Source organism: Pseudoduganella sp. jia 9 (genome assembly GCF_055502615.1).
In genome coordinates this window covers 1-22,045 of record NZ_JBUPWE010000034.1, presented here as the reverse complement: position 1 = coordinate 22,045, position 22,045 = coordinate 1, and the positions used below count along the sequence as shown (strand labels likewise).

The window sequence follows — 22,045 nt, the reverse complement described above, 5'->3', positions numbered from 1 at the left end:
CGGAATCCAGGCGGCCTTGTGGCTGCTGGTGCCGTTCGATGGCACACGCATCGTGCCACTAGGTAGGCATGCGTATAGACGCTGCAACGCTGCCTTCCTATCTTGAAGCAGCTGCCGCCGTTTGCCGCTGCATCACGGCGGTCCATGCCGTGCCAGCGGGATGGCGGCAAGCCCATCGCAATAACCAGACGACGCCGCGACAGCGCGGCGGTTCCAGAACCGAGAGGAGAAGAAGTGACGAAAGCCCGCAATGACGTTGTACCCCGAATCACCCCGCGCGGCATGGCACTGGCCGTGGCCGGCGCGTGCGCGACGATGTTCGTACCCGCGCTCGCCCAGGAGGTGCCCCCGACAGCGGCGGCCGACAGCAGCCAGCCCGCAGCGGCGGCACCCGCCAACACTGTGATCGTGACGGGTATCCGCGCGGCCATGCAGTCGACCATCAACCTGAAACGCAATTCCGACGGCATCGTCGACGGCATCGTCGCCGACGATATCGGCAAGTTCCCGGACACTAACCTTGCCGAGGCCGTGCAGCGCATCTCCGGGGTGTCGATCGACCGCTCGCGCGGCGAGGGCTCGCGCGTCACCGTGCGCGGCGTGGGACCGGACTTCAACCTGGTCCTGTTGAACGGCCGGCAGATGCCGGCGGCGAACCTGGAAGACCGCGGCAGTCGTTCCTTCGACTTCGGCAATCTCGCCTCGGAGGCGGTGTCGCGGATCCAGGTGTACAAGAGCGCCCGCGCGGACAGCCCGCCGGGCGGCATCGGCGCCACGCTGAACATCATGACAGGCCGCCCGCTCGACCTGGGCAACCAGACCAGCATCGGCGGCAAGCTGGTGTACGACAAGTCGAACAACAACCTGCCGGACCAGCTGAACGGCAAGAAAGTGACGCCCGAAGTGTCGGCACTGATCAGCCGCAGGTTCGGCGCCGGCGACATGTTCGGCCTGGCGCTGACGGCCAGCTATCAGTCGCGCAACTCGGGCTTCAACCAGGCACAGGTCGGCGGCTGGATCGGCCCGTTCCAGGCCGGTGCCACCGGAGAGTATGGCGCGATCGCGCCCGGCACGGCGACGAACGCGCCCACCTCGGGCATCTACCTTACGCCGCAGAGCCTGTCGTATGCACTGACCGGTTCGCAGCGCCAGCGCAGCAACGGCCAGCTGACGTTCCAGTTCCGCCCCACGCGCGACTGGACCTCGACGCTGGACTATACGTATGCCCGCAACAAGATCCAGACCCTCGGCACCTCGGTCGGCGTGTGGTGGAGCCATGCGCAGAACCAGAGCAGCGACTGGGTCCATGGACCGGTTTCGTCGCCGACGTACTACGAGGAGCAGTCGGTCATGCAGGACCTCGCGTCGGTAGCGCAGGACTACGCGACGGTGTCGACGCTGAAATCCACCGGCTTCAACACGCACTTCCGCGCCAACGCGCGGCTGCGCCTGTCGCTGGACCTGCATCACTCCGTGGCGAGCTCGGGCTCCGACAGCCCGTTCGGCAGCCTCAACGACATCACCACGGCCAGCTTCGGCCGCAACACCAATGGCGCCGACTTCACGCATGAACTGCCGGTGCTGTACATGGACTACACGCCGATCGGCAATGAGGTCACGGGATCGTGGTTCCAGGATGCCCGCAGCAGGCAGGTGATCGACCAGGCCCAGGCTGGCGCGAAGCTGGACATCGGCGAGTCGTCCGGACTCAATTTCGGCCTGTCCGTCACGCGCACCCGCTACAACTCGGCGTGGCAGCAGGTGCAGCAGGATGCCTGGCAGGGCACGGCGCCAGGCGGCCACCAGAACGCCGCCACGGTCTACGACCAGAGCTACTGGACGCCGGCCAACCTGCGTGACTACTTCAGCCAGCTGGACGGATCGGATGATCCGAGGATGTGGACGACGATCCCGGTCGTGGACTTCGTCAAGGTGCGGCAGAACGCGATCGACGTCACCGGCAACGCGGCCCTGTTCACGCCGAGCCTGGCTGCACCGACCGAGGTGCGGGCCCTGCGCGAGAAGTCGAGCGCGCTGTACGCACAGTTCAACACCGAGTGGGATACGGCGATGCCCATGCACACCGGCATCGGGCTGCGCTACGAAAGAACCACGATCGATACCGATGCAACGGTGGCCGATCCGAGCCTGGTGCGCTGGGTGTCGCAGAACGAGTACCCGATCACCAGCACACCCGGCACGCTGCGCACCCAGCACGGCGACTACCACAACTGGCTGCCCACCGTGGACTGGGACATGGACGTGATGCCGACGCTGAAGGTACGCGCCAGCTACGGCGTGACGATCGGCCGGCCACGCTGGGACCAGTTGCAGGGCGGCGCCACGTATGGGGCAGTAGCCGGCGTGACTGGCCTGAATGTCACCCGCGGCAACCCGCAACTGTCGCCGGTCAAGTCGCGCAACCTGGACCTGTCGGCCGAGTGGTACTACACGCGGCAAAGCATGATGTCGCTGGGCCTGTTCCACAAGGACCTGAGTGGCTACGCCGGCCAGGCCAGCCTCGTCGAGGCGTCAAGCACCGCGACCACGCCGGTGGGCGGCAAGTACTGGAACGCCGCGGTGTCGGCTGGCTGCAGGCCGGCCGACACCGACTGCCTGCGCAACTACATCCTGCGCAATTTCGACGGCCAGCCCGGCGTGACGATGACCGGCACCACCGGCACCGGCAATGCCGCCGGGGTGATCACCGGCATTCCAGGCGACCCCGCCCTGCCCTACAACGTGACGACCTACATCAGCCAGAACAAGTCGGCGCTGAAAGGCGCCGAGATCAACTGGCAGCACATGTTCGACAACGGCTTCGGCTTCCAGTCAAACTACACGTACGTGAAGTCGGACCTGCGCTACAACGATACCGGCATCGGCGCGCAATTCGCCCTGCTGGGGCTTTCCGATTCCGCCAACCTGGTCGGCATCTACGAGGACCGCAAGCTGTCGGTGCGCTTGGCTTACAACTGGCGCGACCGCTTCCTGGCATCGGTGGCGGACAGCGGCCGCGCGAACCCGGTCTACGTGGAACCATATGGGCAGTTCGACCTCTCCGTCGGCTACAACGTGACCGACAGGCTCAGCCTGGCGCTGGAGGCGATCAACCTCGCCGACGCCACCCAGCGCGCGCATGGCCGCACGGACATGCAGGTGCTGAGCGTGTCGACCGGCGGCCCGCGCTACATGGTGGGGGCGCGCTACAAGTTCTGAGCACGCGGGGAATGATGGAAATATTTCCTGAAACCGGGGTCTGACCCCGGTTTCAGGAAACTCCGGTTTCGGGAAACGATTGGAACTGCTTTGGAAGTTATTTGGCAGGCAGCGAGCGATACGGCAGGTCAGCGCCGGTCGTTCCGCTCACGGTCGCAAGACAGCGCTTCGGCAAGCCAGTCCCGCTTGGGGCGCTTGCCGGCGGGCGCCGCGGCGGGCGCCTGGGCCGGGTTGTTTCGTGGGCAGGCGGCTGCGATGGGCTGGGGCCGCGGCCCGTCGATCTGCTCGGCAAGGGGCCGGCCTGGTGCCTGGCGACGATGGTTCAGCATGAGGTACTCCTGTGTTCATCCGGCGGACCGGCCATTGCAGCCGGCCCGCCCTGCCGCTAGTCGGTACCGCCGCCGAGATAGGTGGCGTGCACGCGCGCATCCCGGGCCAGCTCGTCCGAGGCGCCGGCCAGCGACACCTGGCCCAGTTCCAGCACCACGCCGCGGTCGGAGCTGCGCAGCGCGGCCAGCGCGTTCTGCTCGACGAGGATGATCGAGATGCCGTCGTCGCGCAGCGCGCGCACGATGGCGAGGATTTCCGTGACGATCTTCGGCGCCAGGCCGAGGCTCGGCTCATCCAGCATCAGCACGCGCGGCTCGGCCATCAGCGCGCGGCCCAGCGCCAGCATCTGGCGCTCGCCGCCGGACAGCGTATTGGAGCGCTGGGTACGCCGCTCGGCCAGCCGGGGGAAGCGGTGGTAGACGCCTTCGAGCTTGCGGTTGCGCGCCGCCGACGAATCGCGCTTGCTGTAGCTGCCCAGCAGCAGGTTGTCCAGCACCGACATGTCGCCGAACAGTTCGCGCTGTTCCGGCACCAGGCACAGGCCGCGCCTGACGCGTTCCTCGACGTCGATGCCGTCCAGCGACTCGCCGTCCATCCGCACCGCGCCGCGCGCCGGCAGCAGGCCCACGGCGGCCGCCAGCAGCGAGGTCTTGCCGGCGCCGTTCGGCCCGATGACGGAGACGATTTCCTTCGGCATCAGCTTCAGCGAGATACCGCGCACCGCCTCGACCTGGCCGTAGTTGACCTGCAGGTTGTCGATTTCCAGGATAGGACTCATGCCGCGTCTCCCAGGCAGATTGCCTGTTTCGTGTTGTTGCATTGCTCTTCGGCGAGGTCGCCGCCCAGGTATGCCGCCTGTACGCCGGCATCGCGCCGCACCGCGGCGGGATCGCCTTCCATCAGCTTGCTGCCGAAGTTCATCACGACGAGGCGGTCGACCAGCTTCATGACGAAGTCCATGTCGTGTTCGACGATCATGATGGTCACGCCGTCGCGGCGCAGCTGCTTCAGCAGCTCGGCCAGTTCCTGCTTCTCGCCGTGGCGCAGGCCGGCGGCCGGCTCGTCCAGCACCAGCATCACCGGGTCGCCCATCAGCGCGCGGGCGATCTCCAGCAGGCGCTGGGTGCCCAACGGCAGTGCGCCCGCCAGTTCATGCTCGCGGCCGGCCAGGCCGATGCGCGCCAGCTGCGTGCGCGCCTCCAGGAAGATCTGTTCCTCTTCGCGCCTGTCCAGGCCCAGGCCGGCGGCCAGCAGGCCGCTGCGGGTGCGCCCGTGGGCGCCCAGCGCCACGTTGTCGAGCAGGCTCATCTGGGGACGCAGCTTGACGTGCTGGAAGGTGCGCGCCATGCCGAGCTGGGCGATGTCGCGCTGGGACAGCTTCGTCACGTCGCGGTCCATGAACGACACCGTGCCCGAGCTGAGCCCGATGGCGCCGGTGAGCAGGTTGAACATGGTCGACTTGCCCGCGCCGTTCGGCCCGATCAGGCCGACGATCTCGCCGGCCGCGATGTCGAAGCTGACTTCGTTGACCGCCACCAGGCCGCCGAAGCGCCGCGTCACGTTCCGCGCGCTCAGGATGGTCTTGCCTGCCGCCGGCTGGCTGCGCCGGGCCAGCGGCTGCGCGTCGCCGCGCGGCGGCGGGGGCGCCGCCGCCGGGGCACGGCGGTACTTCGCCGCCAGCTTCACCGCGAAGCCGCAGACGCCGGCCCGGGCACGGTGCAGCAGCAGCAGGAAGAGCAGGCTGAACACAATGACTTCCAGCTGCGTGCCGCGGCTCGACAGCAGCGGCAGCACATCCTGCAGCGTATTGCGCAGCAGGATCACGATCGCCGAGCCGATCAGCGCGCCGGGCAGCTGCAGCAGGCCGCCGACGACCGCCATCAGCAGGTAGTTGATGCTGCCGTGGACATCGAACGTCGACGGGCTGACATAGCGGCTGTTGTGCGCATACAGCCAGCCCGCCAGGCCGGCCACCAGGGCCGAGTAGACGAACAGCTTCAGGCGCAGGTGGTAGCCATCGGCGCCCACGCTGGCCAGCAGGCTGTTGCCGCCGCGCAGGCTGCGCATCGCCCGGCCCTGGCGCGAGCGCAGCAGGTTGCTGCTGAACAGGTACACCAGGCCCAGCATGCCCCAGATCAGGTAGTACATGGCACCCGACGATGCCAGCGAGTAGCCGGCGATATGGATCGGCACGATATTGCTCATGCCCGTATGGCTGCCCAGCGCTTCGATATTGCTCAGTACCAGCGGTACCGAGAGGCCCCACGCGATCGTGCTGATCGGCAGGTAGTGGCTGCCCAGGCGCAAGGTCAGCATGCCGATGACGAGCGCGGCACCACCCGTCGTCGCCAGCGCGAACAGCAGCCCCAGCCAGGGCGACAGGCCCTGCGCGGCGGTCAGCCACGCGGTCGAGTAGGCGGCAATGCCGACAAAGGCGGCCTGCCCGAACGACGTCACGCCGCCGACGCCGGTCAGCATCACCAGGCCGAGGGCGACCATGGCGCCGATACCGATGTCGTTCATCAGGCCGATGCCGAAATTGCCGAGCGCCAGCGGCAGCAGGAACAGCGCGGCCACGACCGCGAGGGGCGCGTGGCGGTGGAAGAGAATGCTGCTCATTGGTTGATCTCCTCGACTTCATCTTCCGAATGGACGGCGTAGTACGAACGCACCAGCAGCACCGGAATCAGCACGCTGAACACGATGACGTCCTTCAGGGCGCCGCTCCAGAATGCCCCGAAGCTTTCCAGGATGCCGACGGCGACCGCGCCCAGCGCGGTCAGCGGGTAACTCGTCAGGCCGCCGATGATGGCCGCCACGAAGGCCTTCAGGCCGATGGTGAAGCCGGAGTCGTAGTACAGCGTGGTGATGGGCGCGATCAGCACGCCGATCAGGCCCGCCAGCAGCGAGGCGCACAGATAGGCCATCAGGGCGGTGCGCGCCGGGCGCACGCCGACCAGCCGGGCGCCGACGCGGTTGACGGCGGTAGCGCGCAGCGCCTTGCCGACCAGCGTGTATTCGAAGAACAGGAAGAACATCAGGCCCAGCACGGCCGCCGCGCCCACCATCAGGATCGTCTGCATCGAGACGGCGAAGGTGGCCCCGAGGTCCCACGTGCCGTCCAGCAGCGCCTGCGTGCGGTGGCCTTCCGGACCGAAGAACATCAGGCCCAGGCCGGCGAACAGGAAGTGCATCACCAGCGCCGCCATCAGCAGCACCAGCGACGAGGCATCGGCGATCGGCTGCAGCAGTATGCGCGCCGCCAGCGGCGCCACCGGCACCACCAGAAGGATGGCGCACAGCACCTTCAGCAGCGCGGGCGCCGGCGAACCGGCCAGCGACCAGGCGGCCAGGCAGGGCAAGACCGGCAGCACACCCCAGCCGAGCACCGCGGCCGGTATGCGCCGGTAATCGCCGGCACGCCCCAGCCGCACGATTTCCAGTCCCACCGCAATCGCCGCCAGCAGCGACACCATCCACACCGTCGGCGGCAGGTGGCCGGCCTCGAATGCCGCCAGGCTCAAAGCGGCGAACACCGCCACGTCGCCGAACGGCACGAACACCACCCGGGTGACGGAAAACACCAGCACCATGCCGATGCCGGCCAGCAGGTAGATCGCGCCGTTCGCGATCCCGTCCGTCAAAAGTATCAATATCACATCGCTATCCATCATGTCTCCACATCTGCTCGCTGCTATTTCTGGTTGTTAAGGTGGGGGCCGGGCCGTCCGCCCGGCGCTCCTGCCAACATGCGTGCCAACAGGCCTGCCGGCATGCCGGTCAGCATGCCTTCACCGCATTCGCGCCGCCTCCATGGCGCTGCGGCCGACACCCCTGCCGAGCGACTGCGCGGTCTTTCCAGCGAGGCCGAAATCGGTGTTGGGGATGTCCTTGATGATGATCCTGACAGCGCTGCGCGCGGCGCCGGGGAGGTCCGCCAGCACATCGGTCAGCGCCGCGATCAGGCGGCGCTTCTGCTCGTCGCTGCGGCCGGCGATCAGGACTGCCTGCACGACACTGGGCGCCATGCCCTGCCCTGTTTCCGGTGACGTCATGGCTGCAACGGGTACGCCGCCGATACCGATATCGTGGGCGCCCACTTCGTTCAGGATCACCCGGACGGAGTCGATGGGGGCATCGATCGATGCCACGACGGCGTGCGTCATGGACCCGATGATTTCCTGTTTTTGCCGATGGCTGTATCCCTCGGCGATGAATGCTTCTATGGTCGGCATCATGTATTCCTGGAGTTAAAAAACAGCGTATAAAACATGCCCGCCGGGATCAACGGACCGTGAATCACGCGGCATTGTCAGGGATACTATGCGGCGATATCGAATAAATCAAATTTATACTATTGATGATATTGATGAATTAAGCTTATTCGCCTGATTGGTGCAGAATGCTGGCGCCATGCACCGCGCCGGCCACCGAAACCTTGCGAAAACACCGCTTGCGCACTGCTGCGGTGCAGGATAAATGGATAAATGCCATGGATGGGAATCATCTCCCCCATCGATTGGATTAATCCAATTTTCACTTCTACCATTCCCCTGCCTCAACACACGATGCAGGCGGCGATCGCCGTTCCACGGCCATCGCACGTCTGCCATTCCTCGCCCCGCGCATCGCCGCGGGCACTCACTGTTTGTTGCATCAGGAGAAGCCGAACATGAAACGCACCCTGCGCGCACTCTGCGCCGCATCGCTCTGCACCACCACGCTGGCCCATGCCGACCCGGTCACGATCTACGGCCTGATCGATGCCGGCCTCACCCGCTATTCGGACAGCGCCACCGCCACCGGGCCGCGCCAGCTGACCAAGATGGACACCGGTGTCGCCAACGCCAACCGCATCGGTTTCAAGGGCGTGGAACAGCTGGGCGATGGGCTGAGCGCGTTCTTCACGCTGGAAACCGGCTACACGCTCGACGATGGCGCGCTGGGCCAGGGCGGCCTGATGTTCGGCCGCCAGGCCTTTGTCGGCCTGGCCAACCAGTACGGCAGCGTCAGCGTGGGCCGGCACTACGATTTCATGATCAACCAGAATGCCTACTCAACCGGGGCCGCCACCGTGGCCGGGCTGCTGGCCTTCGGCCTGCATGCCAGCCCGCGCACGGCCGGCGTGCTGAACGACCGCATCTATGCGGGGGACCGGGTCAACAACTCGGTCAAGTTCCAGAGCCGCAGTTTCGGCGGCTGGAGTGCCGGTGCGCTATATGGCATCGGCGAGGTGGCGGGCAACAGCGCCGCGGGTCGTACCTACAGCGTGCGCGTGGCCTACGATGCCGGCCCCGCCAGCGCCGCACTGGCCATGACCGACCTGCGCGACGCGGCGGGCGTGTACACGACCCGCATCTACGGCCTGGGTGGCAGCTACCAGATGGGCAGCGTGCGCGCGTTCAGTCTCGTGACCCATGTCAGCAACAACAGCGGCCGGCAGCTGGCAGCCACCAATGCGGAGATCGGCGCCACCTGGGCCGCCGCGCCGCTGGTCGACCTGTCGGCCGGGGTGCAGCGGCAATCGCGCAACAACGCCATCGGCAGCGCACACCAGCTGACGCTGGTGGCCAACTACAAGGTCTCGGCGCGCACCAATGTCTACGCGGTGGGCGCCTTCCTGCGCGACCGCGGCTTCCCCGCCCAGACCACCGCGGCGGTCGGGGTACCGGACGCCGACGGCACGCAGAACGCGCTGCGCGTCGGCATCCGCCATCTGTTCTGACCCCGCGGCCCTGCGACGTTCGCTCCGGCCGGCCGTTCAGCCCTGCCGGCCATACTCCTGCAGCAGGTCGACGATGGCCTGCCGCATCCAGCGGTTGCCGGCGTCGCCCTCGAAGTCCTGGTGCCAGTGCAGCGTCACCTCGACTTCAGGGATCGTCACCGGCAGTTCGTACAGCGAGAACTGTTCCTGCGCATTGAACAGGCGGGCGATCCGGTAAGGCAAGGTCACCGCCAGGTCCGAGCGGGCCAGGATGCTGGGCAGGACCGAGAAATGGGGGATGTCGAGCGCGATCGGACGGTCGATGCCGTTGGCGCGGAACACATCCTCCAGCTGGTGGTGGCTGCTCTCGGCGGACTGCACCTGCACGTGGGACAGGGCGAGGAATTCCTCGACGCCCAGCGAGCGTCCCGCCGGCAGGCCCTCGCGCCTGCGCGTCAGGCACATGTAGGTTTCCCTGAACAGCAGCGTATGGCGCGTCATCGATTTCAGCAGCGGCAGGTTGCCGATGGCGAAATCGAGCTGGCCCGTGCGCAGCGATTCCTCGATGGCGCTCTTCGGCACCTGCTCAACATGGATGCGCGCCAGCGGCGCGTGCTCCCGCATGTATTCGCACAGGGGCGGCAGGAAGAACATCTCGGCGGCATCGGTCATCGACAGCGTGAAGGTGCGCGTGCTCAGCGCGGGCACGAACTGCTCGGCATAGCTGAGCGCATCCTGGACCGCCTGCAGGGCGCGCGTGATCGGCTTGGCCAGCTCCTGCGCCGCAGGGGTGGGCTGCATGCCGGTCTTGGTGCGGATGAACAGCGGGTCGTTGAAGATCGTGCGCAATCGCCGCAGCGCGTAGCTGACCGCCGGCTGCGACAGGTGCAGGCGGTCGCCGGCCAGGGTCAGGCTCCGTTCGTCGGAAATCGCCTGGAAGACGCGAAGCAGGTTCAGGTCCATGTTGTTGAGGGTCGTCATACCAAAATCCATGCTGTTTATGCGATTTATATATTACATCAATTTGATAAATCAAAGGCCCGCCAATAGAATGAATTCATCGCTGCAACAGGACTTGAACCCTGTCTGCGGCGGCGTAGTGCCAGCCACCCAGCCGGATGCACACCCCGGCCAGGTGGCCGGCGACACCGGTTTCCTTATCGTGGGTGATGGCATGAAGATGATTGTCGAAAAAATCGTGGACGAAACGGCGGATGTGCGCTCGTTCCGCCTGGTGCGGGCCGACGGCGCGCCCCTTGCAGCGTACGAACCGGGAGCGCACGTCGACGTGACGGCGCCGGGCGGCATCACGCGGCAGTACTCGCTGTGCGGCGCGCCCGGCGATACGCGGGCCTACACCATCGCCGTCAAGAAGGAGCCGCTGTCGCGCGGCGGCTCGCGTGCCCTGCACGAGGCGGTCACGGTCGGCAGCGCACTGGAGGTCGGCCAGCCGCGCAACCTGTTTGCACTCGATGCCGGCGCCACCGAACACGTGCTGTTCGCGGCGGGCATCGGCATCACGCCGCTGCTGGCGATGGCCTATCGGCTGGTGGACTCCGGCCACGCATTCACACTCCATTACTTCGTGCGCGGTCCGGAATATGCCGCGTTCGCCGACCTGCTGGCCGCGCCGCCGTTTGCCCACCATGTGCGGTTCCACTACGGCGTCGACCGCGGCAGCATGGCCCGCTACCTCGATGCGTGCATGAAGGCTGCCAGCCCGCATGCCCACGTCTACACCTGCGGCCCGGCGCCCTTCATGGAGGCGGTGGTGGCCTGCGCGGGCCAGTCGCGCCACGAGGATGCGATCCATCTCGAACACTTCCAGGCCGCCGCGCCGGCCGCCGGCGAAGCGGGCGACGGCGCCTTCGAAGTGGCGATCGCCAGTTCCGGCCAGGTATTGCCGGTACCGGCCGGCAGCACGATCGTCGATGTGCTGGCCGGCGCCGGTATCGTCATCGACACCTCCTGCCGCGAAGGCATCTGCGGCACCTGCGTGGTGCCGCTGCTGGACGGCACGCCCGACCATCGCGACAACTGCCTGTCGAAGAAGGAAAAGGCCGCCAACGACCAGATCTGCCTGTGCGTGTCGCGCGCCTGCTCGGCACGGCTGGTACTCGACCTCTAGCCTGCGGCACGCGCCGGACCGAACCCCTTCACCAGGAGAAAACCTTGAGCCAACCACCCATCCAGATCGACGGCGTCGACGTCATGCTGCTCGACCTGCCCACCATCCGGCCGCACCAGCTGTCGGTGACCACGATGCGCCGGCAAAAGCTCGTGCTGGTGCGACTGCACGCCAGCGACGGCATCGCCGGCTGGGGCGAAGCCACCACGATCGGCGGCCTGGCCTACGGCGAAGAAAGCCCGGAAAGCATGCGCGTCAACATCGAGACCTACATGGCGCCGCTGCTGCTGGGCGCCGATGCCACCTCGCCGGGCGCACGCATGCGGGACCTGCGTGCGCACCTGCAGGGTAACCGCTTCGCGCTGTGCGCCATTGAAACCGCGCTGTTCGATGCCCAGGCGCGCCGGCTGGGCGTGCCGCTGAGCGACCTGTTCGGCGGCCGCGTGCGCGACAGCCTGCCGGTCGCCTGGACCCTGGCCAGCGGCGACACCGCGCGCGACATCGCCGAGGCCGAACGCATGCTGGAACAGAAGCGCCACCGCATCTTCAAGCTGAAGATCGGCGCACGCGACGTGCGTGCCGACGTGGCCCACGTGGCGGCCATCAAGCGCGCGCTGGGCGACCAGGCCAGCGTGCGCGTCGACGTCAACCAGGCCTGGAGCGAGACCGATGCGATGCTCGGCATGGGCATGCTCGAACAGGCCGGCGTGGACCTCGTCGAGCAGCCGATCGCCGCTGGCAACGACGAAGGCATGCGCCGCCTGCGCGCCATGAACCGCATCCCGCTGATGGCGGACGAAGCCCTGCACGGACCGGCCGACGCGTTCCGCCTGGCCGAGCGCCGCGCCACCGACGTGTTCGCGATCAAGATCACCCAGTCCGGCGGCCTGCGCGGCGCGCAGCAGGTGGCGGCGATCGGCGAGGCCGCCCATGTCGGCCTGTACGGCGGCACGATGCTGGAAGGCGCGGTCGGCACGATCGCCTCGGCCCACCTGTTTGCCACGTTCCCCGAACTGGCCTGGGGCACCGAGCTGTTCGGCCCGTTGCTGCTGACCGAGGAAATCCTGCGCACGCCGCTCGACTACCGCGATTTCGCGCTGCACCTGCCCACCGGCCCCGGCCTGGGCATCGAGATCGACGAAGAAAAGCTGGCCTTCCTGCAGCGCCAGTCCGGCAATGGCCGCTAACCCCACGACCTACCAGTCAACCAAGACACACCGATGCTATTCAAAGTAAGCATGACCGTCCGCCTGCCGCACGCGATGCCGGACACGGAAGCCGACCGGCTGAAAGCCGCCGAACGGGCCATCGCCCAGGAGCTGCAGCGCAGCGGCAAATGGCGCCACCTGTGGCGCGTGGCCGGCCAGTACGCCAACGTCAGCATCTTCGACGTTGCCGGCAACGCCGAGCTGCATGACCTGCTGCTGACGCTGCCGCTGTTCCCGTACATGGACATCGAGGTGGAAGCGCTGTGCCGCCATCCATCCTCGATCCACGACGACGACCGCTGATCACGGATCGATCACGGCAATCAAGATAAACCCGACCAACCAAAGGAGACAACCCATGGACCAGAACGCCATCGACGCGCTGCTGCGCAAGATCGAGAGCACCGAGACGGGCAAAGGCAATCCGCGCGTGCAGGCCGCCGTCAACCGCATCGTGCGCGACCTGTTCGTCACGATCGAGGAACTGGACATCCAGCCGCATGAATTCTGGAGCGCCATCGGCTACCTGACCGAAGCGGGCCGCTCGGGCGAATACGGTCTGATCGCCGCCGGCCTCGGCTTCGAGCATTTCCTCGACCTGCGCATGGACGAGGAAGAAGCCCGCCAGGGCATTGCCGGCGGCACGCCGCGCACCATCGAAGGGCCGCTGTATGTGGCCGGTGCCCCGGAATCGCTGGGCAGCGCACGCCTGGACCAGGACCCGCAGCCGGGCGAAGTGCTGTTCATGCAGGGCACCGTGCGCGGCGCCGACGGCCAGCCGCTGCCGGGCGCGCTGGTGGAGGTATGGCACGCCAACCACCTGGGCGGCTATTCGTTCTTCGATCCGGGCCAGAGCCCGTACAACCTGCGGCGCACGATCCGCACCGATGCGGACGGCCGCTACCGCTTCCGCAGCAGGGTACCGGTCGGCTACAGCGTGCCGCCGGGCGGTGCCACCGACAAGCTGCTCACGCAGCTGGGCCGCCACGGCACCCGTCCGGCCCACATCCACTTCTTCGTGACGGCGCCGGGTCATCGCAAGCTGACCACGCAGATCAACATCGACGGCGACCCTTACCTGTGGGACGACTTCGCGTTCGCTACCCGCGAAGGCCTGGTGCCGCCGATGACGAAGGTCACCGATGCGGATGCGCTGCGCGCCAGCGAAGTGGACGCGCCGTTCTATTCGATCGACTTCGATTTCGACCTGCATGCCCAGCGCGACGGCTTGCCGGCCGACCAGATCGAGCGAGCGCACTTTGTCGCCTGATGCGCTGTCCGCCACGCGGATCCTCACGCCAGGCCCCGAACAGATCGCCTACTGCCTGCAGGGGCCGCCCGACGCCCCGGTGCTGGTGCTGTCCAATTCGCTGGGGACCACGATGGCAATGTGGGATGCACAGGCCGGCGCGCTGGCCGGCCGGTTCCGCGTGCTGCGCTACGACACGCGCGGCCACGGCGGTTCCGGTGCGGGCACGGACCCTGTCTCCGGCTATACCCTGGAACAGCTCGGCAACGACGTGCTGCGCCTGATGGATGGGCTGGGCATCGCGAAAGCCGCCTTCTGCGGCATCTCGATGGGCGGCCTGACGGGGCTGTGGCTGGCCACCCATGCGGGCCAGCGCCTCGACCGGCTGATCGTCGCCAACAGCGCCGCGCGCATCGGCACCGCGGCCGGCTGGCACGAGCGCGCAGAACAGGTCGCGTCGCACGGCATGCACGCGGTGGCCGACGGCGCCGCGGCACGCTGGTTCACGCCCGGCTTCATCCAGCACACGCCGGAGGTGGCAGAGGGCCTGATCGGCGGCTTGCGGCGCACATCGCCCTCCGGCTACGCCGCGTGCTGCCGGGCACTGGCGAGGGCGGACCTGCGCGAGGAGATCCGGGCGATCGGCGTGCCGACGCTGCTGGTGGCAGGCCGGCACGATCCCGTCACCACGGTCGCCGACGCCGACTTCATGCGCGAACGGATCGCTGGCGCGCGCGGCGCGATCCTCGATGCCTCGCATTTGTCGAATGTCGAAGCGGCGCAGCAATTCACCCGCGAACTGGGCGATTTCCTTGCCTGATGCTGTGGCGAGTTAAATCCACCATATTCATGGACACCATCGAAATCATCAATTTGATGAATGCAAGTCCAGCTTCTAGAATCGTCTCACCCTGTCATCACCGTGAAAGAACCGCATGACTTCCGCTGACACCGCCACCGGCACGTTCCGGGAACTGGCCAGCCGTCTCGACCGGCTGGAAAGCGCCCAGGCAATACGCGCCACCCTCGCCCGCTACATGCTGCTGTGCGACCAGCCCTGCGACGACCGCAGCTTCCCGCAACTGCCGGACCTGTTTACCGCCGATGCGATATGGGAAGGCGTGGGCCGGCACTACACGGGCACCTTCGGCCGCCACCAGGGCCGGAAGGCCATCGTGGCGTTCGTCGGCAGCTACCTGGCGCCTTCGCCGCACTTCGAGCGCAACCTGCATTTCCTGACGTCCGAACAGGTCAGCGTGGCGGACCACGGCGCCACCGCGCGCGGTCAATGGCTGATGCTGCAACTGTCCACGTACGGCAGCGGCGGATCGGAAGCGATCACCGCGCGTCTCGACGTGGATTTCGCCCGCGGCAGCGAAGGCTGCTGGCGCATCGCCCACTTCCGCACCGAACGGCTGGAATGCATGCCGTGGGGCGCGCGCACCGAGACCGCGGCATGAGCGCCTGGGTTCAACGGTTCGGCCACGGCACCGATGGCCCGGCGATCGCCGTCAAGGATTGCATCGACATCGCCGGCCTGCCCACTTGCGCCGGCTGCGGCGCGCTGGCCGACGCGCCGCCGGCCGAACGCGATGCCGACACGGTCGCGGCGCTGCGCAATGCCGGCTGGCACATCGCCGGCAAGACCACGATGCATGAACTGGCATACGGCATGAGCGGCGTGAACGCATGGGCCGGCACGCCGCTCAATCCGCAGGATCCGCTGCTGATCCCGGGCGGATCGTCGAGCGGGTCGGCCGCCGCCGTCGGCAGCGGCGAGGTCGATGCCGCGCTGGGCAGCGATACCGGCGGCTCGATCCGGCTGCCGGCCGCCTGCTGCGGCGTGATCGGCATGAAGCCGACGTTCGGCCGGGTCAGCCGGCGCGGCGCCTGGCCGCGCGAGAGCAGCCTCGATTGCGTCGGCCCGTTTGCCCGCATGATGTCCGTCCTCGTTCACGTCATGGCCGCGATCGCACGCGATTTCAATGGCGGCGCCGCGGTGGCACCGATGCATGGCGCCCGGATCGGCCTTGTCGCCACCGCGAGCGACGACGCCGTGCAGGACGCCCTGGCTGCGGCGCTGCAGGCCAGCGGCTGGTCCGCCCAGCCACGCGAGCTGCCCGGCATGCAGGCGGCATTCGACGCCGCGATCGCGGTGATCAACAAGGAAACCTGGAACGCCTTCGGCGACTTGGCCAGCGACAGCCGGCTCGGGCAGGACGTCGCACAGCGGCTGGTGGCGGCCAGCGCGACCACCCATGGCGCGCTGGCGCACGCCGAAGCGGTACGCGCGCGCTTCATCGCCGAAGTCGACCAGGCCCTGGACGGTGTCGATGCGCTGCTGCTGCCCACGCTGCCGTCGCTGCCGCCAACGCTGGCCGACGTGGCGGCGGGCCGCCCGGTGGTCGCGCTGAGCGCGCTGGTCCGCCCTTTCAACCTCAGCGGCCATCCGGCACTGAGCTATCCGGTTCCCGTTCCCGCCGCGTCCGGCCGCACCGGCAGCCGCGTCAAGGCGGGACTGCAGCTGGTCGGCCGCCGTGGCGACGACGAACGCCTCTGCGCCCTGGCGCTGCACCTGGAACAGGCGCTGCGCGGCCCGGACCAATAACTTCTCCCTTTACTGGAGCATCACATGAACGCCCCCTTACGTTTTCATCCGCGCACGGCGGATTCCACTTACGGCAGCCTGGTGCAGGACGGCGCCGTCGACCCTGCCCTCTACACCGACCCGGCGATCTTCGATGCCGAGATGGAGCGCATCTTTGCCCGCACCTGGGTATGGGTCGCCCATGTCAGCGAACTGCCGAAACCGGGCGACTTCCGGTCCACGTTCGTCGGCCGCAATCCGGTGATCGTCGTGCGCGACCGCCAGGACAACATCCACGTGCTGGAAAACCGCTGCCGCCACCGTGGCGCCACGGTCTGCGAAAAAACCAGGGGCAATGCGACCGGCTTTACCTGCCCCTACCACAGCTGGTCGTATGGACTGGACGGCAAGCTGCGCGGCCTGCCCTATTCCGACGGCTACGAGGACGTGGTCGAGAAGGCCGACCTGCCGCTGAAGAGCCTTCGCGTCGGCGTGTACGCCGGCATGATCTTCGCCAGCTACAACCAGAACATCGAGCCGCTCGAGGACTTCCTCGGCAACGCGCGCCACTGGATCGACCTGTTCATGAAACAGGGCGCCGGCTTCCCGGTCAAGACGCAGGGCGAACACAAGTTCACCTTCAAGGGCAACTGGAAGATCCAGCTGGAGAACACCACCGACGGCTACCACTTCCCGGTGGTGCACAAGACCTTCCTGCAATCGGTGGACGCCGAAACGTCGGAAATGCTGTCGTTCATGACGGACGACAAAGCGATCACCCGTTCGCTGGGCAATGGCCACAGCGTGATGGTGATGGTGCCGGAACACGTCGACCTCGACGTCGACGACGGCACCGAGCAGTTGCAGGAGCGCTTCCAGCACGTGATCGACGCGCTGTCGAAGGATTATCCGGCCGAGCAGGTGCGCCGCATCGTCCGCTCGCTGCACGGTGCGGGCTTCAACCTGAACCTGTTCCCCAACGTGGCCATGTCGATGTCGTTCTTCCGCGTGCTGCGCCCCGTCGCGGTGGACGAGACCGAGATCCGCCACATCGCGCTGGGCATGGATGGCGGCCCGGAGATCGCCAACCGCGAACGCCTGCGCATCCACGAACACTTCCAGGGCCCGTTCGGCTTCGGCAGTCCCGACGATGCGGAAGCGTGGGAGCGCGTGCAGAGCGGGGCCCGTGCCGGGAAGGACGTGCCGATCCTCGTCAATCGCGGCCTGAACCGCGAGTGGGTGGACAGCAACGGCGACAAGGTGTCGCATTCGACAGATGAAACCGGCATGCGCGAAGCCTATGCCATGTGGAAGAGGATGATGAGCAATGACTGATATGGATATCCCCGTCGCCGACCTGACGAGCCCGCTGGGCCGCGCCATCGCGTTCATCTGGCGCGAAGCCGAACTGCTGGACAACAAGGACTACGACGCCTGGGGCGCCCTGTGGGCCGAGGACGGCCACTACGTGGTGCCGATCGATCCCGATACGGACGATTTCGAGAGCCAGCTGAACTACGCCTACGACGATGCACGCATGCGGCGCCTGCGCATCGAGCGCTTCACGTCCGGCTATTCGATGTCGGCCGCCGATTCGGCGCGGACGATCCGGACGGTATCGCGCTTCACCCTCGCGGGCATCGACGGCGACATCGTCGAAGTGCGTTCGGCCCAGCTGCTCGCCGCCCACAAGCGCGGCGCGACCACGCTGTTCGCCGCCAACCTGACGCACCGGGTGCGCCTGCTGCCCGGCGGCGCACTGCTGGAGCGGAAGGTGGTCCGGCTGATCAATTCGCAGGAGGCGCTGAACGCGCTGGGCTTCCTGCTGTAGTACCCACTCCTGTACCACCGCTGTACCTGCATGGGTGGCGCGTGCAACAGCCGCAGGCGCCACCATCGTTGTCCGTCGTATCGGCTTTCCGCACTGTTTTCAACCTGAACCTCCCACCACTAAAACAATCGAAGGGTTAGAAATGAGCATGAGCATCGCCTCGCACTGCACTGGTATCGGCTACACCTTGAAGCGTCTGCCCCTGTCGCTGGGGCTGGCCGGGTCGATCGTCCTGCTGGCCGGCTGCGGCGGCCTGTCCGGCGACCGGACCATGGTCACCGTGGACAGCGGCATCCTCCAGGGGGCGGAAGCCGATGGCGTGCTGTCGTTCAAGGGCATTCCGTATGCGGCGCCACCGGTCGGCAACCTGCGCTGGCGTCCCACGCAGCCGGCCGTGGCCTGGAGCGGGACGCGCCAGGCCACCGCGTTCGGCCACGATTGCATGCAGCAGGTATTCCCGAACGCTGCGCCGACGGCCGCAGCGACGCCCTCCGAGGATTGCCTGTTCCTCAATGTCTGGCGGCCGGCCAGCGAGGTGCCGGCGCGCGACAAATTGCCCGTGCTGGTGTATATCCACGGCGGCGCCTATACCTACGGCAGCGGCGCGTCGGACGGCAAGGCGTTCGCCAGGGAAGGCGTGATGCTGGTGACGTTCAATTACCGCCTCGGGCGCTTCGGCTTCTTCGCCCATCCCGCGCTGACCGCCGAGCAGCCCAACGAATTGCTGGGCAATTACGCCTACATGGACCAGGTCGCGGCGCTGAAATGGATCCAGCGTAATATCGCCGCTTTTGGCGGCGATCCCGATAACGTGACCGTCTCCGGCGAGTCGGCCGGCGGCGAGTCGGTGCACTCGCTGCTGACGACACCGCTGGCCAAGGGATTGTTCCAGAAGGCGATCGTCCAGTCGGGCAATGGGCGCGAGAACCAGGTGTACCGCCTTTACCTGCGCCGTAACCCCAAGGGCGTCGGCGCTTACGGCGAAGAAATCGGCGTGGCCTTTGCGAAGAGCGTGGGAATCGACGATACCGGCGCCGGCGGCCTGGCCGCGCTGCGCGCGCTGTCCGCCGACCAGGTGCAGGCCAACCTCTACCTGGGTTACAACTATGCGGGCGGCCCGATGATCGAAGGGAAGATGGTGGTGGATGAACCGGGCGCGCAGTATGCCAGCGGCCAGTTTACCCCCGTCCCGCTCCTGATCGGCAGTACCGATCTCGATCTCGGTTTCCCCGCTCCAGCGCAGACCAAGGATGAAGCCTTCGCCATCTTCGGCGCGCAAAACCTGCCGGCGGCGCGTGCCGCCTTCGATCCCAAGGGCACCGCCACCGTCGACGAGGTGCGCAACCAGATCGCCCGCGTGCAACTGATGGACGAGCCGGCGCGGTTCGCGGCGCGGATCTTCGCCGCGCACGGACAGCCCGCCTATGTGTACCGCTTCTCGTATGTCGCCGAGTCGGTCCGCGACAAGGTGCCCGGCGCCGTGCATGCCGCCGAGATGCCTTACGTGTTCGGCACCCTGGCGGACACGTATGGCAGCGCGGTGACGAGCCAGGACACGGCGGTATCGCGGCTGGCGACGGGCTACTGGGCGCAATTCGCCAAGTCGGGCAATCCGAACGGCGGTGGCCGCACCGCGTGGCCGTCCTATGCCGGCGACAGGAACGGCATGCTCGAGTTCACCGCCGCTGGCACGGCTGCCGCGTTCGAGGCCGATCCGCTGAAAGCCCAGATCGACCTGGTGCAGGCTGTCAGCGACCGGAAAGCCGCGCAATAAGAACGCGTTGGTGCAGCGGACACCGCGCCATGCCGGCGCGGGTCCGTTTCCCTCGATACGGCAGTACCAGTAGCGAAACCGCCCGACGCGGCAGCTCATGCGGAGTGTACCGGCGATAGCGCCTGGTTTGCCTGAGCAGCAAACTTTCTTTCACCAAGGCCTGCTGAATAGCTTGACATATCGCGAAATCTCGATATACTCCAACGCATGGACTTACTCGAAATATTCAAGGCCCTCTCCAACCGTACCCGCCTCGACATCCTGAGACGGTTGAAGGATCCCGTGAACGGCTTCCCCCCGCAGGACGAAGGGGACGTTCATACGGTCGGTGTCTGCGTGAGCAGTATCCAGGAGGGTGTTGGATTGTCGCAGTCGACAGTCTCTGACTATCTCGCAACTCTGCAAAGAGCTGGCTTGATTGAAGTACGGCGCATCGGTCAGTGGACCTACTACAAGCGTAACGAAGAAGCCATCAGTGCCCTGGCCGAACGCATCGGCAAAGACCTGTAAATTTTTTTGCTTGTATACATCGGAATTTCCCGATATCCCTTTTTGACGAAATGAGGACGACAATGAAAGCGATGACACTTACCAGTTTTGGCGGCCCGGATGCATTCGAACTTCGCGACGTGCCCAGGCCGGTTCCCGGAGCAGGACAGGTTCTCGTCCGGGTCCACGCCACTTCCATCAATCCGCTGGATTACCAGGTGCGCCGCGGCGACTACCAGGACCACGTTCCCCTTCCGGCGATTACCGGACACGACGTTTCGGGTGTGGTCGAGGAAATCGGCGCAGGAGTGACGGCATTTGTTCCGGGCGACGAGGTCTGGTACACGCCACAGATTTTCGATGGTCCGGGAAGCTATGCGGAGTACCACGTCGCAGCGGAAAACATCATCGGGAAGAAGCCTGCTTCGCTCAGCCATGTGGAAGCGGCAAGCCTGACCCTGGTCGGCGGAACGGCATGGGAAGCGCTGGTCGTGCGTGCGCAGCTGCGCGTCGGCGAAAGCATCCTCGTGCATGGCGGCGCGGGTGGCGTGGGCCATGTGGCGATCCAGGTGGCCAAGGCCATCGGTGCAAGGGTCTTCACGACCGCCCGTGCCGACCAGGCCGACTTCGTGCGCAGCCTGGGCGCCGATGTCGTCATCGACTACGCGAATGAAGATTACGTCGACGTCGTCATGCGTGAAACCGCCGGCCGGGGCGTCGACGTGGTCTTCGACACGATCGGTGGAGATACCCTCGCCCGCAGTCCTGACGCGCTTGCCCAGCTCGGCCGGGTGGTTTCCATCGTCGATACCGCGAAGCCGCAAAACCTGATCCAGGCCTGGGGCAAGAACGCGAGTTATCACTTCGTCTTCACACGGCAGAATCGCGGCAAGCTCGACGAACTGAGCGCCCTGGTGGAACGTGGCCAACTGCGTCCCCACGTCGGCGCTGTCTATTCGCTGGCCGACATTCCACGCGCGCATGCCCGCCTGGAAAGCCGGGATAACGGCTTGCGTGGAAAGGTCGCCATCGAGGTGGTCCCGGCAGCGGATTCGAGCACTCCGCTGGTCAACGCATAAGCACTGTCGAAGGAGCACATCATGATTTACGAAATTGCTGCGCTACCGGTCAAACCCGATCGGATCGATTCCTTCAAACGCGCGTTCGACGAGGTCGTTCATCTGCTGTCGCGCGCGAAGGGTTATCGAGGCCATCGGCTGATGCAAGGGATCGAGACGCCATCGCATTTCAACCTCATCGTGCGATGGCAAACGCTCGAGGACCATACGCAGGGATTCGAACCGAGCAGCGACCACCAGGCATTCATGGCGGGCCTGGAGGGGTATCTGGCCGCTGACCCGGTTGTCCACCATGTTCGCGCGGAGGATTCGGCAGACGACATCGATATTCTTGCGCAATGAGGTATTGACCGGGATGCGGCTGCGGTCCTGGTCACTCTTCCAGTGACTATGTGCGTCCGCCATGCAGCCGGGATGAGAGCCGTCATCCTGCGGAAGGTCCGGCCA

General features: G+C 66.6%; 21 protein-coding genes. 15 read left to right on the top strand and 6 right to left on the bottom strand.

Going from position 1 to position 22,045, the window contains the following annotated elements:
• Positions 1-234: 234 nt before the first annotated feature.
• Positions 235-3,219, top strand: coding sequence for a TonB-dependent receptor (locus tag ACY34H_RS29610; protein WP_464980989.1), 2,985 nt, complete (start codon positions 235-237; stop codon positions 3,217-3,219).
• A gap of 128 nt (positions 3,220-3,347) precedes the next feature.
• Here the strand turns inward: ACY34H_RS29610 and ACY34H_RS29605 are convergent, their stop codons facing one another.
• From ACY34H_RS29605 to ACY34H_RS29585, 5 genes are all read right to left on the bottom strand, one after another.
• The gene (locus ACY34H_RS29605; protein ID WP_464980988.1) at positions 3,348-3,548 is read right to left on the bottom strand and encodes a hypothetical protein; all 201 of its coding nucleotides are present in this window, start codon (positions 3,546-3,548) and stop codon (positions 3,348-3,350) included.
• Between the two features lie 56 nt (positions 3,549-3,604).
• On the bottom strand, positions 3,605-4,327 hold the full coding sequence (locus ACY34H_RS29600; protein WP_464980987.1) for an ABC transporter ATP-binding protein: 723 nt from the start codon (positions 4,325-4,327) through the stop codon (positions 3,605-3,607).
• Complete coding sequence (locus ACY34H_RS29595) at positions 4,324-6,168, bottom strand: branched-chain amino acid ABC transporter ATP-binding protein/permease (RefSeq protein ID WP_464980986.1); 1,845 nt, start codon at positions 6,166-6,168, stop codon at positions 4,324-4,326. Before ACY34H_RS29595 ends, ACY34H_RS29600 begins: the two co-directional genes overlap by 4 nt.
• Positions 6,165-7,223: a branched-chain amino acid ABC transporter permease gene (locus ACY34H_RS29590; RefSeq protein WP_464980985.1), complete on the bottom strand. Its 1,059-nt coding sequence runs from the start codon at positions 7,221-7,223 to the stop codon at positions 6,165-6,167. Before ACY34H_RS29590 ends, ACY34H_RS29595 begins: the two co-directional genes overlap by 4 nt.
• Positions 7,224-7,340: 117 nt before the next feature.
• Positions 7,341-7,784 carry a tautomerase family protein gene (locus tag ACY34H_RS29585; protein ID WP_464980999.1) on the bottom strand — a complete coding sequence of 148 codons (444 nt, stop codon included), beginning with the start codon at positions 7,782-7,784 and terminating at the stop codon, positions 7,341-7,343.
• Positions 7,785-8,221: 437 nt separating this feature from the next.
• Here ACY34H_RS29585 and ACY34H_RS29580 point away from each other — a divergent pair, with 437 nt between their 5' ends.
• Positions 8,222-9,274 (top strand): porin, encoded by a 1,053-nt coding sequence (locus ACY34H_RS29580; RefSeq protein ID WP_464980984.1) that lies wholly within the window; start codon positions 8,222-8,224, stop codon positions 9,272-9,274.
• Between the two features lie 36 nt (positions 9,275-9,310).
• Here the strand turns inward: ACY34H_RS29580 and ACY34H_RS29575 are convergent, their stop codons facing one another.
• Complete coding sequence (locus ACY34H_RS29575; protein ID WP_464980983.1) at positions 9,311-10,234, bottom strand: LysR family transcriptional regulator; 924 nt, start codon at positions 10,232-10,234, stop codon at positions 9,311-9,313.
• A gap of 193 nt (positions 10,235-10,427) precedes the next feature.
• Between ACY34H_RS29575 and ACY34H_RS29570 the strand changes: the two genes are divergently transcribed.
• The 13 genes from ACY34H_RS29570 to ACY34H_RS29510 all read left to right on the top strand — a co-directional run bounded on the left by ACY34H_RS29570 (position 10,428) and on the right by ACY34H_RS29510 (position 21,940).
• The gene (locus ACY34H_RS29570) at positions 10,428-11,381 is read left to right on the top strand and encodes a PDR/VanB family oxidoreductase (RefSeq protein WP_464980982.1); all 954 of its coding nucleotides are present in this window, start codon (positions 10,428-10,430) and stop codon (positions 11,379-11,381) included.
• 44 nt (positions 11,382-11,425) lie between these two features.
• Positions 11,426-12,568 (top strand): muconate/chloromuconate family cycloisomerase, encoded by a 1,143-nt coding sequence (locus tag ACY34H_RS29565; RefSeq protein WP_464980981.1) that lies wholly within the window; start codon positions 11,426-11,428, stop codon positions 12,566-12,568.
• Positions 12,569-12,601: 33 nt separating this feature from the next.
• A complete protein-coding gene (catC, locus tag ACY34H_RS29560) occupies positions 12,602-12,892 on the top strand; it encodes a muconolactone Delta-isomerase (protein ID WP_464980980.1) in 291 nt (96 codons plus the stop codon).
• Positions 12,893-12,947: 55 nt separating this feature from the next.
• Positions 12,948-13,859, top strand: a complete 912-nt coding sequence (gene catA / locus ACY34H_RS29555; RefSeq protein WP_464980979.1) for a catechol 1,2-dioxygenase — start codon at positions 12,948-12,950, stop codon at positions 13,857-13,859.
• Positions 13,849-14,658, top strand: a complete 810-nt coding sequence (gene pcaD / locus ACY34H_RS29550) for a 3-oxoadipate enol-lactonase (RefSeq protein ID WP_464980978.1) — start codon at positions 13,849-13,851, stop codon at positions 14,656-14,658. The genes catA and pcaD overlap by 11 nt, the downstream gene beginning before the upstream one ends.
• A 115-nt stretch (positions 14,659-14,773) precedes the next feature.
• Complete coding sequence (locus ACY34H_RS29545) at positions 14,774-15,298, top strand: nuclear transport factor 2 family protein (protein ID WP_464980977.1); 525 nt, start codon at positions 14,774-14,776, stop codon at positions 15,296-15,298.
• Positions 15,295-16,446, top strand: a complete 1,152-nt coding sequence (locus tag ACY34H_RS29540) for an amidase (RefSeq protein ID WP_464980976.1) — start codon at positions 15,295-15,297, stop codon at positions 16,444-16,446. The genes ACY34H_RS29545 and ACY34H_RS29540 overlap by 4 nt, the downstream gene beginning before the upstream one ends.
• Positions 16,447-16,470: 24 nt before the next feature.
• Complete coding sequence (locus tag ACY34H_RS29535) at positions 16,471-17,760, top strand: aromatic ring-hydroxylating oxygenase subunit alpha (protein ID WP_464980975.1); 1,290 nt, start codon at positions 16,471-16,473, stop codon at positions 17,758-17,760.
• A 1-nt stretch (position 17,761) separates the two neighbouring features.
• Complete coding sequence (locus tag ACY34H_RS29530; protein ID WP_464980998.1) at positions 17,762-18,256, top strand: aromatic-ring-hydroxylating dioxygenase subunit beta; 495 nt, start codon at positions 17,762-17,764, stop codon at positions 18,254-18,256.
• A 148-nt stretch (positions 18,257-18,404) separates the two neighbouring features.
• Positions 18,405-20,030 carry a carboxylesterase/lipase family protein gene (locus ACY34H_RS29525; protein ID WP_464980974.1) on the top strand — a complete coding sequence of 542 codons (1,626 nt, stop codon included), beginning with the start codon at positions 18,405-18,407 and terminating at the stop codon, positions 20,028-20,030.
• Between the two features lie 207 nt (positions 20,031-20,237).
• On the top strand, positions 20,238-20,540 hold the full coding sequence (locus tag ACY34H_RS29520; protein ID WP_464979490.1) for an ArsR/SmtB family transcription factor: 303 nt from the start codon (positions 20,238-20,240) through the stop codon (positions 20,538-20,540).
• A 62-nt stretch (positions 20,541-20,602) separates the two neighbouring features.
• Positions 20,603-21,598 carry a zinc-dependent alcohol dehydrogenase family protein gene (locus ACY34H_RS29515; protein ID WP_464979489.1) on the top strand — a complete coding sequence of 332 codons (996 nt, stop codon included), beginning with the start codon at positions 20,603-20,605 and terminating at the stop codon, positions 21,596-21,598.
• A gap of 21 nt (positions 21,599-21,619) precedes the next feature.
• Entirely contained in the window at positions 21,620-21,940 is a 321-nt protein-coding gene (locus tag ACY34H_RS29510) for an antibiotic biosynthesis monooxygenase family protein (RefSeq protein WP_464979488.1), read from the top strand.
• Positions 21,941-22,045 lie beyond the last annotated feature (105 nt).

Excerpts from the sequence above, each read along its gene's own strand:
- ACY34H_RS29540 (WP_464980976.1), top strand. The coding sequence starts at position 15,295 with ATGAGCGCCTGGGTTCAACGGTTCGGCCACGGCACCGATGGCCCGGCG.
- catA (WP_464980979.1), top strand. The coding sequence starts at position 12,948 with ATGGACCAGAACGCCATCGACGCGCTGCTGCGCAAGATCGAGAGCACC.
- ACY34H_RS29510 (WP_464979488.1), top strand. The coding sequence starts at position 21,620 with ATGATTTACGAAATTGCTGCGCTACCGGTCAAACCCGATCGGATCGAT.
- ACY34H_RS29600 (WP_464980987.1), bottom strand. The coding sequence starts at position 4,327 with ATGAGTCCTATCCTGGAAATCGACAACCTGCAGGTCAACTACGGCCAG.
- ACY34H_RS29515 (WP_464979489.1), top strand. The coding sequence starts at position 20,603 with ATGAAAGCGATGACACTTACCAGTTTTGGCGGCCCGGATGCATTCGAA.
- ACY34H_RS29585 (WP_464980999.1), bottom strand. The coding sequence starts at position 7,784 with ATGCCGACCATAGAAGCATTCATCGCCGAGGGATACAGCCATCGGCAA.
- ACY34H_RS29595 (WP_464980986.1), bottom strand. The coding sequence starts at position 6,168 with ATGAGCAGCATTCTCTTCCACCGCCACGCGCCCCTCGCGGTCGTGGCC.
- ACY34H_RS29525 (WP_464980974.1), top strand. The coding sequence starts at position 18,405 with ATGAGCATCGCCTCGCACTGCACTGGTATCGGCTACACCTTGAAGCGT.
- catC (WP_464980980.1), top strand. The coding sequence starts at position 12,602 with ATGCTATTCAAAGTAAGCATGACCGTCCGCCTGCCGCACGCGATGCCG.
- ACY34H_RS29545 (WP_464980977.1), top strand. The coding sequence starts at position 14,774 with ATGACTTCCGCTGACACCGCCACCGGCACGTTCCGGGAACTGGCCAGC.
- ACY34H_RS29575 (WP_464980983.1), bottom strand. The coding sequence starts at position 10,234 with ATGACGACCCTCAACAACATGGACCTGAACCTGCTTCGCGTCTTCCAG.
- ACY34H_RS29580 (WP_464980984.1), top strand. The coding sequence starts at position 8,222 with ATGAAACGCACCCTGCGCGCACTCTGCGCCGCATCGCTCTGCACCACC.
- ACY34H_RS29605 (WP_464980988.1), bottom strand. The coding sequence starts at position 3,548 with ATGCTGAACCATCGTCGCCAGGCACCAGGCCGGCCCCTTGCCGAGCAG.
- ACY34H_RS29530 (WP_464980998.1), top strand. The coding sequence starts at position 17,762 with ATGGATATCCCCGTCGCCGACCTGACGAGCCCGCTGGGCCGCGCCATC.
- ACY34H_RS29590 (WP_464980985.1), bottom strand. The coding sequence starts at position 7,223 with ATGATGGATAGCGATGTGATATTGATACTTTTGACGGACGGGATCGCG.
- ACY34H_RS29535 (WP_464980975.1), top strand. The coding sequence starts at position 16,471 with ATGAACGCCCCCTTACGTTTTCATCCGCGCACGGCGGATTCCACTTAC.
- ACY34H_RS29570 (WP_464980982.1), top strand. The coding sequence starts at position 10,428 with ATGAAGATGATTGTCGAAAAAATCGTGGACGAAACGGCGGATGTGCGC.
- ACY34H_RS29520 (WP_464979490.1), top strand. The coding sequence starts at position 20,238 with ATGGACTTACTCGAAATATTCAAGGCCCTCTCCAACCGTACCCGCCTC.